Origin of the sequence: Isoptericola sp. NPDC056578 (assembly GCF_042793275.1) — a bacterium.
Taxonomy (GTDB): domain Bacteria; phylum Actinomycetota; class Actinomycetes; order Actinomycetales; family Cellulomonadaceae; genus Isoptericola.
The window spans coordinates 37,547-50,710 of the sequence record NZ_JBHTVC010000023.1 but is presented as its reverse complement, the minus strand read 5'-3'; the positions used below and the strand labels follow the sequence as shown (position 1 = coordinate 50,710).

Below are 13,164 nucleotides of genomic sequence, written 5' to 3'. Positions count from 1 at the left end.
CGCGTCGCCGCGCCTGCGCGGCCCTGTGGGCGCCGGCGACTAGAGTCTGGTGCCGTCCGCGAGGGACGCCGACCGCGAACCCCGCCGGCCGTCCCGCCGAGCCGTCCATCGAACTCAGGAGCCGCACCGCATGGCGCGCAAGAGCAGCAGCGCACCCGCCACCGACGAGCCGTTCGACGAGAAGATCGTCGACATCGACGTCGCGGCGGAGATGGAGACGTCGTTCCTCGAGTACGCGTACTCCGTCATCTACTCGCGCGCCCTGCCGGACGCCCGCGACGGCCTCAAGCCGGTGCACCGCCGGATCCTCTACATGATGTCCGACATGGGCCTGCGGCCCGACCGCGCGCACGTGAAGTCGTCGCGCGTGGTCGGCGAGGTCATGGGCAAGCTGCACCCGCACGGTGACACCGCGATCTACGACGCGCTGGTGCGCCTCGCGCAGGACTTCTCGATGCGCCTGCCGCTGGTCGACGGGCACGGGAACTTCGGCTCCCTCGACGACGGCCCGGCCGCTCCGCGGTACACCGAGGCCCGGCTCGCCCCGCCGTCGATGGCGATGACCGCGGGGCTCGACGAGGACGTCGTCGACTTCGTCCCGAACTACGACAACAAGCTCACGCAGCCCGCGGTGCTGCCGTCCGCGGTGCCGAACCTGCTGGTCAACGGCTCGTCCGGCATCGCGGTCGGCATGGCGACGAACATGGCGCCGCACAACCTCGTCGAGGTCGTGGCCGCCGCCCAGCACCTCATCACGAACCCCGACGCGACGCTCGACGACGTCATGCGCTTCGTGCCCGGCCCCGACCTGCCCTCGGGCGGCAAGATCGTCGGGCTCGACGGCGTGCGCGACGCCTACCGCACGGGGCGCGGCACGTTCCGCACGCGCGCGACGGCGCGGGTCGAGAACGTCACGCCCCGCCGCAAGGGCATCGTGGTGACCGAGCTGCCCTACGGCGTCGGCCCGGAGAAGGTGATCGAGAAGATCGCCGACGGCGTGAAGGCCAAGAAGATCCAGGGCGTCACCAACGTCCAGGACCTCACCGACCGCACCCACGGGCTGCGCCTGGTCGTCGAGGTGAAGACCGGCTTCGACCCCGACGCCGTGCTCGAGCAGCTGTACCGCACCACCCCGCTCGAGGACTCGTTCGGCATCAACAACGTGGCCCTCGTCGACGGGCAGCCGCGCACGCTCGGCCTCCTCGAGCTGCTGCGGGTGTGGGTGGCCCACCGGATCGACGTCGTGCGCCGCCGCTCGACCTTCCGGCTCGCCAAGCGGCAGGAGCGCCTGCACCTGGTCGAGGGCCTGCTGCTGGCCATCGTCGACATCGACGAGGTCATCCAGGTCATCCGCACCTCCGACGACGCGGGCGCCGCGCGCGAGCGCCTCATGAGCGTCTTCGACCTCTCGGAGCCCCAGGCCACGTACATCCTCGACCTCCAGCTGCGCCGCCTCACCAAGTTCTCCCGCATCGAGCTGGAGAAGGAGCAGTCGGAGCTGGAGCGCGAGATCGCCGAGCTCCAGGAGATCCTCGCCGACGACGCGCGCCTGCGCGCCGTCGTCAGCGCCGAGATGGGCGAGGTCGCCTCGACCTACGGCACCCCGCGCCGCACCGTGCTGCTCGACTCGGCCGGCGGCGCCACCGTCCCGGCGGCGACGAACGGCCGCAGCAAGGCGCCGGCCATCAGCCTGGAGATCGCGGACTCCCCCACCCGGGCGCTCCTGTCGGCCACCGGGCTGCTGGCCCGCACCTCGGGCGAGGCCGCGGACGCGCCCCTCGAGCGCGCCGGGCGCCGGCACGCCCACGACGCGATGCGCGGGGACGTCGCCACCACGACGCGCGGCGACGTCGGTCTCGTGACGTCCGCGGGCCGTCTCCTGCGGGTGTCCGCGCTCGACCTTCCCGCGCTCCCCCCGGTCGACGGCCCGCCGTCCCTCTCGGGCGGGATCCCGGTGAGCGAGCTGGTCGCGCTCGCGCCCGGCGAGACCGCCCTGGCCGTGGTCTCGCTGGACGACGACGCGCCCACCCTGGCCCTCGGCACCGCGAACGGCGTCGTCAAGCGCGTCGCCGCGGGCGACGTGCCCGCGAACCGCGACGAGTGGGACGTCATCGCCCTCAAGGACGGCGACCGTGTGGTCGGTGCGAGCCCGGTCGGCGAGGACGACGAGCTCGTCTTCGTCGCCTCCGACGCGAGCCTGCTGCACTTCGACGCCTCCGCGGTGCGCCCGCAGGGCCGGGCCGCGGCCGGCATGGCGGGCATCCGCCTCGGTGCGGGCCAGCAGGTCGTCTTCTTCGGCGTCGCGAGGGCCGCGACCCGCGACCTGCACACGGTCGTCACGGTGGCGGGGACGTCGGGCGCGCTGCCCGGCACGGGCGGCGGCTCCGCGAAGGTCACGCCGTACGAGCTGTACCCCGGCAAGGGGCGCGGCACCGGCGGGGTGCGCGCGCACCGCTTCCTCAAGGGCGAGGACGGCCTCGTCCTGGCCTGGGTGGGCGAGGGGCCCGCCCGCGCCGTGGGCGGCGCCGGTCAGCCGGCCGAGCTGCCGGAGAGCACCGACCGCCGCGACGGTTCGGGCCAGCCGCTGCCCGCGCCCGTCGCCGCGATCGGCTGACGGCCGGGCATGACCCCGGGCCCCGTCGCCGAGCCGGACGACGTACCCGTCCTCGTGGTCGTGACGGGCCGCCCCGGCACGGGCAAGACCACGCTGGCGCGGCGTCTCGCCCGGGCGCTGCGCGCCGCCTACGTGCGGGTCGACGCGATCGAGGCGGCGCTCGGCGCCGGCGACGCCCGCTCCGCCGGACCCGAGGGCTACGCGGTCGCGCACCTGCTCGCCCGGTCCACCCTCGAGCTCGGCGGCGACGTCGTGGTGGACGCCGTCTGCCCGGTGCCGGAGTCCCGGTCGGCCTGGGCCGACACCGCGCGGGCCGCCGGGGCACGCCCCGTCGTGCTCGAGACCGTGCTCGCGGACGCCGCCGAGCACCGCCGCCGCGTCGAGGCCCGGCGGCCCGACCTCCCGGGCCAGCGTGTGCCGACCTGGCAGGACGTCGCGCTGGGCGGGTACGCGTCCTGGGACGAGGCCCGCGACGGCGTGCGCACCCCGGTCGCGACCACCTCGTCCGACGACGCGCTCACGACCGCGCTCCGTACCGTCGGCCCCCGCGGCCGCGCCCGCCCGGTCCGCTAGCGGTCGACTGCGGCGACGATCGCCGTGCCCAGGTCGGCAGGGCGCGAGAACATCGGCCAGTGGCCCGTGGGCAGGTCGACGATCTCGTAGTCGTGCAGCCGCGCCAGCTCGGCCACGAACGGGTGACCCTCGGCCATCAGTCCCCGCAGCACCTCGCCGGGCATCTCGCAGGCGATCACCGTCGTCGGGACGTCGAGCCGGCGCGCGTCGTCGCCGAGGTGGTGGCCCTCGCGGACCGTCCCGCCGGGCTGCGGCACGGCACGGTCCCGGAACCGTGCGCGGACCTCGTCGTCGAGTCCGACGAGGTCCTGCTCCTCGAACTCGCTCCATGCGGGCAGCTCGTGGTCGACGACGTCGGCCGGGAGGTCGGCATTCACGGCCTGGCCCTCGGCGAACGGCCCCGAGTCGACGTACACCACGCGGGCGACCCGGTCCGGGCGCCGGTCGGAGGCCGCGTACACGAGCCCTCCGCCGGCGGAGTGCCCCACGAGCGCGACGGGCGCGTCGCCCGGGACGGCGTCGATCGCGGCGACCACGGTGTCCACGTGGTCCGCCAGGCGGATGCCGGAGCGGTCGGCGTCCACCGATTCCAGTCCCGGCAGGGTGACGGCGTGGGGCGTGTGGCCCGCCGCCGCGAGCACCGGGACGACGTCGTCCCAGGCCGATCCGTCGAGCCAGAACCCGGGTACGAGGATGATGTCCATGTCCCGAGATTAGGCGTGACCTCCGACACGTCGGCTGCTTCACTGCCGCCATGCCCGACCTCGACCTGCCGGACCCCGACCTCCACCTGCCCGACGGCTACGTCTTCACCACCGCCCGCGAGCGGATCGACGCCGACCGGGTGCACGAGCTGCTCGCTGCGCACGCGTACTGGGCCGCCGGCCGTTCCCGCGAGCAGCAGCGCGCCGCCATGGCGGCGTCCCGGAGCTACGGCGTCCTCGCCGCGACGGGCGACCTCGCCGCCTACGCCCGCCTGGTCACGGACGGCGCGACGTTCGGCTGGCTCGCGGACGTGATCGTCGACCCCGCGCACCGGGGGCACGGGCTGGGCCGCGCCGTCGTCGCGGGCGCGCTGGCCGACGTCGAGTCCCTCGGGCTGAAGCGGGTCCTACTGCGCGCGTCCGACCAGGGCCGGCGCATCTACGAGCGCGCCGGCTTCATGCCCGTCCCCGAGCCCGACAGCTGGCTGCAGCTGCAGGCGAGCACCCCGGCCACCAGGAGCGCCTGACCCGCGACGTAGGTGAGCATCACCCAGAAGCCGGAGGCGGGCGGGTCGAACCAGCCGGTGAAGGCGCCCAGCGCGATCATGGCGTCCGACGCCAGGAAGACGACGCCGCCGGCGCCGGCCAGCGGGTGCACGCCCGTGGCGAGCACCGCCATCGCCACCAGGCAGACCCCGTAGACGACCACGGCGGCCAGCAGCGGCCCGGGCGCACCCGGGGCGCAGGCCACGACGAGCGCCACGGCCGCGAGGACGTAGGGCGCGAGGAGCGCCGGCCGGCGCACGACGCTCGCCCGCCGGGTCGGCCAGAACGCGACGACGTAGGCACCCTGGGCGAGCAGGAAGAAGCCCACCATGACGAGGAACGCGGCATCACCCTCGAACGCCGCGGGAGCCGTGTCCCCCAGCCAGGACAGGCCGAGGGCCACGGCGACCAGGCGCACCAGCCGCGAGCGCGGTGCGGGCGCGGCGCACCAGAGCGTCACGGCGAGCAGGGGCATCAGGCAGACCTGGGTGACGCGCGCCCAGGTGCTGGCCTCGGCCACCTGGGCCACGAGGTGCAGCACGGTGAGCATCGCCAGCGCGACGGCGGCCGCGCGGGAGGTGACGGTGGGCAGGAGCCGCTGCGGCGGCGCCGGGAGCAGCCCGGGATGAACGACGTCGGTCACGCGGGGCAGCCTAGGGCCCCGGGGCGTCAGTCCGAAACCCGCCGTCGGGTGAGCCCCGTCCGCCGGTCAGAGCTCGATCGTCACCAGGCGCGAGCCGTGCCGCTCGGTGTACCCCAGGCTCGCGTACAGGCCGTGGGCGCCGCTCGGGTTCTGGGTGTCGACGTCGAGCGCGGCGACCGCCATGCCGTCGGCGGCGAACGCCCGCATGCCGGCGGCGAGCAGCGCGACGGCGACCTTGCGGCCGCGGTAGGCGCGGCGCACGCCGAGGATCTCCGTGTAGCCGAACGGGTGGCCGCGCACCGCGAAGTCCGCCGTGAACCGGGCCGCGACGTGGTAGCCGACGACGAGCGGCTCACCCGCCCGCAGCGCGGCCGCCGTCTCGCCGTCGGTGCGCGGGTCGGCCAGGAGGGCGGCGACGTCCGGCGCAGGGTCCACGACCACGAACGACCACTCGGGGGCGTAGGTCGAGCGCCCGCTCCGCCACTGCTCCGGGGTCTGCGGCTCGCTGCCCCAGTGGTCGCGGAACGCGTCGTTGTGGGCCAGGCGGGCGGGCTCGTCGAGGTCGTCGGCGAGCGGCACGAGCCGGAGCCCGTCGTCGAGCGCGACATCGGGCACGGGGTGCGCGTCGAGGTCGCGCAGGTCGCGCTCGAGGTCGGAGTAGAAGCGGCGCGGCGTGAAGCCCGCACGCTCGTACAGCCGCACCTTCGGGGCCGGGGCCGTGTCCTCGAGGAACCCCCCGATCCGGCCGGGGACGCTCGCGCCGGAGGCGGCGAGCATCTGGCGGGCCCGTGCCTCCTGCCAGGCGAACAGCTCCCGGCCGATGCCCTCCCCGCGGCGGTCGGGGTGCACGGCCCCCCACAGGAACGCCCGCACCCGGCTGGTGTCGCCGGGCATGGTCTCGACGTAGCCGTAGGCGCGCAGCAGACCGTCGGCGTCGAGCCCCACGACCGAGTCGGTCGCGAGCCGGCGCCACGGTGCGTCGAGGATCTCGAGCAGCTCGTCCAGCGTTTCCCGGTACGGCTCGCGGTCCGCCTCCGCGACCGTGTTGCGCAGGTCGAGCAGGGCGCCGGCGTCGTCGCGGGTCGCGGGGCGCCAGGTCAGCCCGCCGGCCGTGAGCGGCGGCAGGACGGACGGGGCGCCAGCGCGCTCCGCGAGGGGCGCGAGCGGGGCGGGGGCAGGGGTCGCCATGGGCCACACGGTAGGCACCGCCGGGGCCCCCCGCACGGCCTTTTCGTCCGCCGGCGCTTGTCCGGGGCGGCGGCCGTGTGGCACGGTGCACCGTCCTGACCTGCACCGACCGCAACGGAGCGTGCGATGACCGAGACCGTCCCCGCCGTGTACGAGCTCCTCGACCCGCGGTTCGCCGCCGTGCGCGGCGACAGCCGCCTCGAGCGCCTCTGGACCGGCGCGCGCTGGACCGAGGGACCGCTGTACGTCCCCGCGGGCCGCTACCTGCTGTTCAGCGACATCCCCAACGACCGGGTGCTGCGCTGGGACGAGACGGACGGCTCGGTGAGCGTCTTCGACTCCCCCGCCGGTTACGCCAACGGGCGCACGATCGACCGGCAGGGCCGCGTCGTCACGTGCCAGCAGGGTCCGCGGCGCGTGGTGCGCACGGAGCACGACGGGTCCATGACGGTCCTCGCCGACCGGTGGCAGGGACGGCGCCTCAACAGCCCCAACGACGTCGTCGTGTCGGCCGACGACGCGGTCTGGTTCACCGACCCTCCGTACGGGATCACGAGCGACTACGAGGGCGAGCACGCGGAGCCGGAGATCGACGGCTGCCACGTCTACCGGGTCGACCCGCGCACGGGCGAGGTGGCCGCCGTCGCGACGGACCTCGAGCGCCCCAACGGACTGGCGTTCTCCGTCGACGGGCAGCGGCTGTACGTCGCGGACACGCAACGCCGGCACCTGCGGGCCTTCGACGTCGACGGCGGACGACTCACGGGCGGGGACGTCCTCGCCGAGCTCGACGGCGGGCCGGACGGCGTGCGCGTCGACACGGCGGGCCGCGTCTGGGTGGCCGCCGGGGAGGCCCTGCACGTCCTCGACCCCGACGGCACGCTCCTCGGGCGGCTCCACCTGCCCGAGGAGGTCTCGAACCTCGCCTTCGGCGGCCGCAAGCGCAACCGCCTCTTCGTCACGGCGTCCACGTCGGTGTACTCGATCCTGCTCACCGTGAACGGCGCTCCGCTGCTCTGAGCCGGGCCCGCGGGGCCCGCTCGCGACGGTGGACGCGCCGTCCGAGCGGCGCCGCGCGCCGTTACGCTGCACGGGTGACGACCACGCTCGACCCCGCCGCCGCCGACGCCCGCTCCACCGCCCTGCGCGAGGCCCTGCGCACGCGCGTCGTGGTGGCCGACGGGGCCATGGGCACGATGATCCAGGCCGCGGACCCCACCCTCGAGGACTACGAGGGGCACGAGGGCTGCAACGAGATCCTCAACGTGTCGCGGCCCGACATCATCCGCGCCGTGCACGACGAGTACCTCGAGGTGGGCGTCGACGCGATCGAGACCAACACCTTCGGCGCCAACTGGTCGAACCTGTCCGACTACGGCATCGACGACCGGATCCGCGAGCTCGCCCGGGCGGGCGCCGCCCTGGCCCGCGGGCGCGCGGACGCCTTCGCCACCGCCGACCACCCGCGCTGGGTGCTCGGCTCGATGGGCCCGGGCACCAAGCTGCCGAGCCTCGGCCACACCACGTACGCGCACCTGCGCACGACGTTCGCCGAGCAGGCGGCCGGGCTCCTCGAGGGCGGCGCGGACGCGCTGCTGGTGGAGACCAGCCAGGACCTGCTGCAGGCGAAGGCGGCGGTCACGGGCTGCCACGACGCGATCGCGGAGGTCGGCCGCGACGTGCCGGTCATCGTCTCCGTCACCGTCGAGACCACCGGCACCATGCTCATGGGCTCGGAGATCGGCGCGGCGCTCACCACGCTGCAGGCGATCGGCGTCGACGCGATCGGCCTGAACTGCGCCACCGGCCCGGACCAGATGAGCGAGCACCTGCGCCACCTCGCGCGGCACTCCGAGGTGCCGGTCACCTGCATGCCCAACGCGGGCCTGCCGGAGCTCGGACCTCACGGCGCCGTCTACCCGCTGACGCCGCAGGAGCTCGCCGCCGCGCACACGCAGTTCGTGCAGGAGTTCGCGCTCGGCCTGGTCGGCGGGTGCTGCGGCACGACGCCCGAGCACATGCGCCAGGTGGTCGAGGCCGTGCGGGGCCGGGAGCTGCCCGCCCGGGACCCGCAGCGCGAGAACGGCGTCGCGTCCCTCTACTCCCACACCGACCTGCGCCAGGACACGTCGTACCTGGCGATCGGCGAGCGCACCAACGCCAACGGCTCCAAGGCGTTCCGTGAGGCGATGCTCGAGGGCCGCTGGGACGACGTCGTCGACATCGCGCGCGCCCAGACGCGCGACGGCGCGCACCTGCTGGACGTCTGCATCGATTACGTGGGGCGCGACGGCGTGGCGGACGTGCGCGAGGTCGTCTCGCGGCTGGCGTCGGCCTCCACGCTGCCGCTGGTGATCGACTCGACCGAGCCGGCCGTGCTGCAGGCAGGGCTCGAGCTGCTCGGTGGGCGCGGCGTCGTGAACTCGGTGAACTTCGAGGACGGCGACGGCCCGGGCTCCCGCTACGCGAAGATCATGCCGCTCGTGCAGGAGCACGGGGCCGCCGTCGTCGCGCTGACCATCGACGAGGAGGGCCAGGCGCGCACCAAGGACGGCAAGGTCGCGATCGCCACCCGCCTCGTCGAGCAGCTCACGGGCGACTGGGGCATGCGGGTGGACGACATCATCGTCGACGCCCTGACCTTCCCCATCGCGACGGGCCAGGAGGAGACGCGGCGCGACGCCATCGAGACGATCGAGGCGATCCGCGAGATCACCACCCGCTTCCCCGGCGTGCACACCACGCTCGGCGTCTCCAACGTGTCGTTCGGCCTGAACCCGGCCGCACGCACGGTGCTGAACTCGGTGTTCCTGCACGAGGCGACGCAGGCGGGCCTGGACTCCGCCATCGTGCACGCGGCGAAGATCCTGCCGCGCAACGCCATCCCCGACGAGCAGTGGGAGGCGGCGGAGGACCTGGTGTGGGACCGGCGCCGCTACGACGACGAGGGCAACCTCGTCCACGACCCGCTGGCGCACCTGCTCGAGCTGTTCTCGGGGGTCGACGCCACCGCCCTGCGCGACCAGCGCGCCGCCGAGCTCGCCGCGCTGCCCGTCGGCGAACGGCTCGAGCGCCGCATCGTCGACGGCGCGCGCAAGGGCCTGGAGGAGGACGTCGACGAGGCGCTCGCCGACGGCATGAAGGCCCTCGACATCGTCAACACCCACCTGCTGGGCGGCATGAAGGTCGTGGGCGAGCTGTTCGGCTCCGGCCAGATGCAGCTGCCGTTCGTGCTCCAGTCCGCCGAGGTGATGAAGACCGCGGTGGCGCTGCTCGAGCCGCACATGGAGAAGGTCGAGGGCGGCGAGGACCGCTCCAAGGGGACGGTCGTGCTGGCCACCGTGCGCGGGGACGTGCACGACATCGGCAAGAACCTCGTCGACATCATCCTCACCAACAACGGCTACACGGTCGTGAACATCGGCATCAAGCAGCCGGTCAGCGCGATGATCGAGGCCGCCGAGGAGCACGACGCCGACGTCATCGGGATGTCCGGCCTGCTCGTGAAGTCGACGGTCGTGATGAAGGAGAACCTCGCGGAGCTGGTCTCCCGCGGGCTGGAGAAGCGCTGGCCCGTGCTGCTCGGCGGCGCGGCCCTCACCCGCACGTACGTCGAGGACGACCTCGCCTCCGCGTTCCCCGGCACCGTGCGGTACGCGAAGGACGCGTTCGAGGGGCTGCGGCTCATGGAGCCGCTCGTCGCCATCGCGCGCGGCGCCGACCCGGAGTCCGTGGGCCTGCCCGCGCTCCGCAAGCGCCGGCACGGCGTCGTCACCGTCACCGAGACGGCGCCGGAGGACCTGCCGGCGCGCTCCGACGTCGCCGCCGACAACCCCGTGCCCGAACCCCCGTTCTGGGGCACCCGCGTGGTCAAGGGCGTCCAGCTCGCCGACTACGCGGCGTTCCTCGACGAGCGTGCGACGTTCATGGGCCAGTGGGGGCTCAAGCCCGGTCGAGGCGAGGACGGTGCCTCGTACGAGGAGCTCGTCGAGACCGAGGGCCGGCCACGGCTGGCCGCGTGGCTCGAGCGCGTGCGCACCGACCAGATCATGGACCCGACCGTCGTGTACGGGTACTTCCCCGTGTGGTCCGAGGGCGATGACGTCGTGGTGGCGCACCACGACGGGCCCGACGGCGGCTCCGGCGGCGAGCCGGGCACCGAGCGGCTGCGGTTCCACTTCCCGCGCCAGCGCCGCGACCGGCACCTGTGTCTCGCCGACTTCGTGCGGCCGCGGTCGTTCGCCGAGGAGACCGGCCGGTTCGACGTGCTGCCCGTGCAGCTCGTCACCGTGGGCGACACCGTCTCGGGCCACACCGCGAAGCTCTTCGAGGCGAACGCCTACCGCGAGTACATGGAGCTGCACGGCCTGTCCGTCCAGCTCACCGAGGCGCTCGCCGAGTTCTGGCACTCCCGCGTGCGCGACGAGCTCGGCTTCTCCGGCGAGGAGCCCACCGACGTCGAGGGCCTCTTCAAGCTGCAGTACCGCGGCGCGCGGTTCTCCCTCGGCTACCCCGCGTGCCCCGACATGGAGGACCGCCGCAAGGTCGTCGAGCTGCTGCGGCCGGAGCGCGTCGGCGTGACGCTGTCCGACGAGCTGCAGCTGCACCCCGAGCAGTCCACCGACGCGTTCGTCTTCCACCACCCCGAGGCGAAGTACTTCTCGGTGTGAGTCCTGGGGCGTGCTCTGTCGGGTCGACCAGGTTCGACGTCGGGCGCGCAACCAGGGACGATACGAGCATGAGCACGCCGCAGACCGGTCAGGACGTCATGCCCACGGGGCCCCACCAGGCGATCGCCGTGGACCGCTACCGGCCCACCGACCGCGACGCCCTCTACGACGTGTGCCTGCGCACGGGCGACTCGGGCGAGGACGCCACCGGGCTGTACGCCGACGGCGACCTGCTCGGCCACGTCTACCTCGGCGCGTACCTCGAGCTGGAGCCCGACCTGGCGCGCGTCCTGCGGCGGGAGGACGGCACGCCCCTCGGGTACTGCGTGGCCACGGCGAGCACCGCGGACTTCGAGCGCCGCTGCGAGGAGAGCTGGTGGCCGGCGCTGCGGCGGCGGTACGCCGCCCCCGCGGAGGACGACGCGTCGCCGGACGCGCCGCTGCTGCGCGCGATCCACGCGCCGTCGCGCACCACGGCGCCGTGGCTCGACGAGTTCCCTGCGCACCTCCACGTGGACCTCCTGCCCGAGGCGCAGGGCGGCGGCCGCGGACGCCGCGTGCTCGAGGCGGTGCTCGACGCCGTCGCCGCGGCCGGTGCGCCGGGCATCCACCTCGGCGTCGGCGGGCGCAACGTGCGCGCGATCGGCTTCTACGAGCACCTGGGCTTCCGCACGCTGGAGCACCACCCGTGGGGGCTGACCATGGGCATGCGCCTGCCGCGCCGCTGATCCCGGACCGGCGCCGTCGATCGATCGCCGGCCACAGGCTAGGCGGCCGCGCTCCCTCGCAGGATGGACGTCATCTTCTTGCCCTTGGCGACCTCGTCGACGAGCTTGTCCATCCAGCGGATCTGCTGCATCAGCGGGTCGTCGATGTCCTCGACGCGCACACCGCAGATCACCCCGGTGATGAGTGACGCGTTCGGGTTCATCGCGGGCGCCTGGGCGAAGAACGTCTCCAGGTCCACCTCGTCGGCGACGGCCCTCTCGAGGCCGCCGTCGTCGTAGCCCGTGAGCCAGGTCAGGACGCGGTCGAGGTCGTCCGTGCTGCGGTCCTTGCGCTCCACCTTCTGCACGTAGAGCGGGTACACGCTGGCGAAGGGCATCCGCCGGATCCGGTCGGCAGGCATCGGTCGCCTCCTGTCGTGGCGGTCGGGTGTGCTCCCGTCGAGGCTATCGCGCGGCGACCGCGCCGACGCCCGGCACGGACGCCCGCTCGAGCCGTGCCACGAGCGCGACGAGACCCGCGGCGAGCGGCACGAGCACCAGGTTGCCCAGCAGCATCGGGCGCAGGAAGGGCAGCCCGGCGACGTAGCTGGCCAGCAGCCCGTCCAGGCCCGCGGGGTAGAACGTGCCCCGGCCGAGCCACCACACGCCCGCGTTGGTCCACAGGTAGAAGAACAGGGAGCTGCCGACGCCGAAGCCGAGCGCGGCGACGAGGCGTCCCGCGCCACCCCGGGTGCGGCCGGCCCACCAGGCGCCGACGCCGATCACGGCCCAAGCGGTCCACGTGAACACCAGCACCGAGGAGTTCCCGAGCAGGACGTCGCTCACCGCGACCACGACCAACGGCGCGAGCATCGCGAGCCGGTGGCGCAGCAGCCCCGCGGCGGCGAACGCCGCCGCGGTCGAGAGCTCGAGGTTCGGCGGCGCGCCGAGATCGGTCTTCACCAGCCGCCAGACGACGGCGCCCGCGACGAGCAGCACGGCCAGCGCGGGCCGCCACCACCGGTGCACGAGCTCGCGGGCGGCCAGCGGAGCCTCCAGGCGCGAGGTCACGGCGGTCACTGCTCGATCTCCTCGAGCTTCCAGGTGATGGTCTGCCCGTCCTTGGTCTCGAGCGAGCCCGCGCCGACCTGGGCCATCTCGTCGTCGACGTACAGGCCCCAGAACTCCGTCTCCGGGTCGGCCTCGCGACCGCGGATCGCGGTGACGAAGGCGTTCTCGCCCTCGCCCTGCACCTGCGCGTCCGGGTCCTTCTCCTCCAGCAGCTCGAGAGCGGTCTTGCCGTCCTCGCCCTCGTAGGAGAACTTGCCGACGTTCTCGGCCACCTGCTCGGTCGCATCCACCGATGCGGAGACCGACGGCGACGCGCCGTCCGACGAGCCGCCCTCCGAGCACCCGGCGACGACCCCCGAGGTCAGGGCCAGTGCGGGCAGGAGTACGAGCAGTCGTGGCGCCGTCCGGCGCGTTGCGGTCTTCACGGCCAGAGGGTACCCATCACCGG

The 13,164-nt window shown here is 74.2% G+C and carries 12 protein-coding genes; 6 read left to right on the top strand and 6 right to left on the bottom strand.

The genetic code is table 11. The annotated features are described in order from the left end of the window. Positions 1 to 130 precede the first annotated feature (130 nt). A complete protein-coding gene (locus ACFQ80_RS11230; RefSeq protein WP_430563709.1) occupies positions 131 to 2,614 on the top strand; it encodes a DNA topoisomerase (ATP-hydrolyzing) subunit A in 2,484 nt (827 codons plus the stop codon). 9 nt (positions 2,615 to 2,623) lie between these two features. Next, positions 2,624 to 3,187, top strand: coding sequence for an AAA family ATPase (locus ACFQ80_RS11225; protein ID WP_430563708.1), 564 nt, complete (start codon positions 2,624 to 2,626; stop codon positions 3,185 to 3,187). Here ACFQ80_RS11225 and ACFQ80_RS11220 read toward each other — a convergent pair. Further along, positions 3,184 to 3,891 carry an alpha/beta fold hydrolase gene (locus tag ACFQ80_RS11220; RefSeq protein WP_430551085.1) on the bottom strand — a complete coding sequence of 236 codons (708 nt, stop codon included), beginning with the start codon at positions 3,889 to 3,891 and terminating at the stop codon, positions 3,184 to 3,186. The two genes, ACFQ80_RS11225 and ACFQ80_RS11220, sit on opposite strands and share 4 nt — an antisense overlap. A gap of 50 nt (positions 3,892 to 3,941) precedes the next feature. Between ACFQ80_RS11220 and ACFQ80_RS11215 the strand changes: the two genes are divergently transcribed. After that, the gene (locus ACFQ80_RS11215) at positions 3,942 to 4,418 is read left to right on the top strand and encodes a GNAT family N-acetyltransferase (protein WP_430563707.1); all 477 of its coding nucleotides are present in this window, start codon (positions 3,942 to 3,944) and stop codon (positions 4,416 to 4,418) included. Here ACFQ80_RS11215 and ACFQ80_RS11210 read toward each other — a convergent pair. Both ACFQ80_RS11210 and ACFQ80_RS11205 read right to left on the bottom strand, forming a co-directional pair. Further along, positions 4,331 to 5,080: a lysoplasmalogenase gene (locus ACFQ80_RS11210; RefSeq protein WP_430551083.1), complete on the bottom strand. Its 750-nt coding sequence runs from the start codon at positions 5,078 to 5,080 to the stop codon at positions 4,331 to 4,333. The two genes, ACFQ80_RS11215 and ACFQ80_RS11210, sit on opposite strands and share 88 nt — an antisense overlap. 66 nt (positions 5,081 to 5,146) lie before the next feature. Beyond that, positions 5,147 to 6,268, bottom strand: a complete 1,122-nt coding sequence (locus ACFQ80_RS11205) for a GNAT family N-acetyltransferase (protein WP_430551082.1) — start codon at positions 6,266 to 6,268, stop codon at positions 5,147 to 5,149. A 126-nt stretch (positions 6,269 to 6,394) separates the two neighbouring features. On the opposite strand from ACFQ80_RS11205, the gene ACFQ80_RS11200 reads away from it, so the two are divergent. The 3 genes from ACFQ80_RS11200 to ACFQ80_RS11190 all read left to right on the top strand — a co-directional run bounded on the left by ACFQ80_RS11200 (position 6,395) and on the right by ACFQ80_RS11190 (position 11,666). Beyond that, positions 6,395 to 7,288, top strand: coding sequence for an SMP-30/gluconolactonase/LRE family protein (locus tag ACFQ80_RS11200; protein ID WP_430551081.1), 894 nt, complete (start codon positions 6,395 to 6,397; stop codon positions 7,286 to 7,288). 74 nt (positions 7,289 to 7,362) lie between these two features. Continuing rightward, positions 7,363 to 10,938 carry a methionine synthase gene (metH, locus tag ACFQ80_RS11195; RefSeq protein ID WP_430551080.1) on the top strand — a complete coding sequence of 1,192 codons (3,576 nt, stop codon included), beginning with the start codon at positions 7,363 to 7,365 and terminating at the stop codon, positions 10,936 to 10,938. 68 nt (positions 10,939 to 11,006) lie between these two features. Next, complete coding sequence (locus tag ACFQ80_RS11190) at positions 11,007 to 11,666, top strand: GNAT family N-acetyltransferase (protein WP_430563706.1); 660 nt, start codon at positions 11,007 to 11,009, stop codon at positions 11,664 to 11,666. A gap of 38 nt (positions 11,667 to 11,704) precedes the next feature. Here the strand turns inward: ACFQ80_RS11190 and ACFQ80_RS11185 are convergent, their stop codons facing one another. Genes ACFQ80_RS11185 through ACFQ80_RS11175 form a run of 3 tightly spaced genes read right to left on the bottom strand, consistent with a single transcriptional unit; the run spans position 11,705 to position 13,141 of the window. Then, on the bottom strand, positions 11,705 to 12,067 hold the full coding sequence (locus ACFQ80_RS11185) for a DUF2200 domain-containing protein (protein ID WP_430563705.1): 363 nt from the start codon (positions 12,065 to 12,067) through the stop codon (positions 11,705 to 11,707). Positions 12,068 to 12,110: 43 nt separating this feature from the next. Then, on the bottom strand, positions 12,111 to 12,725 hold the full coding sequence (locus ACFQ80_RS11180; RefSeq protein ID WP_430551077.1) for a DUF6580 family putative transport protein: 615 nt from the start codon (positions 12,723 to 12,725) through the stop codon (positions 12,111 to 12,113). Then, positions 12,722 to 13,141 (bottom strand): DUF4430 domain-containing protein, encoded by a 420-nt coding sequence (locus ACFQ80_RS11175; protein ID WP_430563704.1) that lies wholly within the window; start codon positions 13,139 to 13,141, stop codon positions 12,722 to 12,724. Before ACFQ80_RS11175 ends, ACFQ80_RS11180 begins: the two co-directional genes overlap by 4 nt. Positions 13,142 to 13,164: the final 23 nt, after the last annotated feature.

Excerpts from the sequence above, each read along its gene's own strand:
- ACFQ80_RS11220 (WP_430551085.1), bottom strand. The coding sequence starts at position 3,891 with ATGGACATCATCCTCGTACCCGGGTTCTGGCTCGACGGATCGGCCTGG.
- ACFQ80_RS11205 (WP_430551082.1), bottom strand. The coding sequence starts at position 6,268 with ATGGCGACCCCTGCCCCCGCCCCGCTCGCGCCCCTCGCGGAGCGCGCT.
- ACFQ80_RS11200 (WP_430551081.1), top strand. The coding sequence starts at position 6,395 with ATGACCGAGACCGTCCCCGCCGTGTACGAGCTCCTCGACCCGCGGTTC.
- ACFQ80_RS11215 (WP_430563707.1), top strand. The coding sequence starts at position 3,942 with ATGCCCGACCTCGACCTGCCGGACCCCGACCTCCACCTGCCCGACGGC.
- ACFQ80_RS11190 (WP_430563706.1), top strand. The coding sequence starts at position 11,007 with ATGAGCACGCCGCAGACCGGTCAGGACGTCATGCCCACGGGGCCCCAC.
- ACFQ80_RS11185 (WP_430563705.1), bottom strand. The coding sequence starts at position 12,067 with ATGCCTGCCGACCGGATCCGGCGGATGCCCTTCGCCAGCGTGTACCCG.
- ACFQ80_RS11230 (WP_430563709.1), top strand. The coding sequence starts at position 131 with ATGGCGCGCAAGAGCAGCAGCGCACCCGCCACCGACGAGCCGTTCGAC.
- ACFQ80_RS11225 (WP_430563708.1), top strand. The coding sequence starts at position 2,624 with ATGACCCCGGGCCCCGTCGCCGAGCCGGACGACGTACCCGTCCTCGTG.